Raw genomic sequence first — 522 nt, 5'->3', positions numbered from 1 at the left:
CGTGACAGGCAAAGGAGGCTTAACACGCGAAGTACTAATACCTCACGATTTATCAGCTAAATTAGAACTTCGTAAATTTAAACAACCTGTCACCGTTGTTGACAGAAAAATAAACTACTTGCAGCGCTACGATATTGGAGGTGGCAAAAAGTGGTCCGACTCATTTAATAAAGCATCAAACCGTACTCTTTCATTTTCCAACGGTGCTCACGGCCTAAGGCATAGCTACGCACAAGAAAGAGTATTAGAGTTAATACTTAACCAATATCCGTATCAAATAGCATTAGAGACCGTTTCACAAGAGATGGGACATTTCAGGGCTGAAATTACTGAAGTTTATTTACGTTAAATTAAAAAGCTACCACCAAGATAGCTTTAATTTCAAACCTTATTTATTTCTTTGAAGACTTACTAGGTTTTAATCCTGGGGTGTTCCCCGGAGTGTTTTTGTTATCACGTCTACGTTTATCAGGTTTGCCAGTTGAATCAGCAATTGGTTTTGGTCCTGGTTTAAGAGCCATA

General features: G+C 38.5%; 1 pseudogene. It reads left to right on the top strand.

From position 1 onward, the window contains the following. Positions 1-349, top strand: a pseudogene (locus tag ACT3RM_RS18150) (site-specific integrase); the annotation flags it as partial. Positions 350-522: the final 173 nt, after the last annotated feature.

Origin of the sequence: Pseudoalteromonas sp. AOP7-A1-14 (assembly GCF_052376275.1) — a bacterium.
Lineage (GTDB): Bacteria > Pseudomonadota > Gammaproteobacteria > Enterobacterales > Alteromonadaceae > Pseudoalteromonas.
The sequence above is the reverse complement of the archived record's forward strand: the minus strand, read 5'-3'. Positions and strand labels throughout refer to the sequence as shown.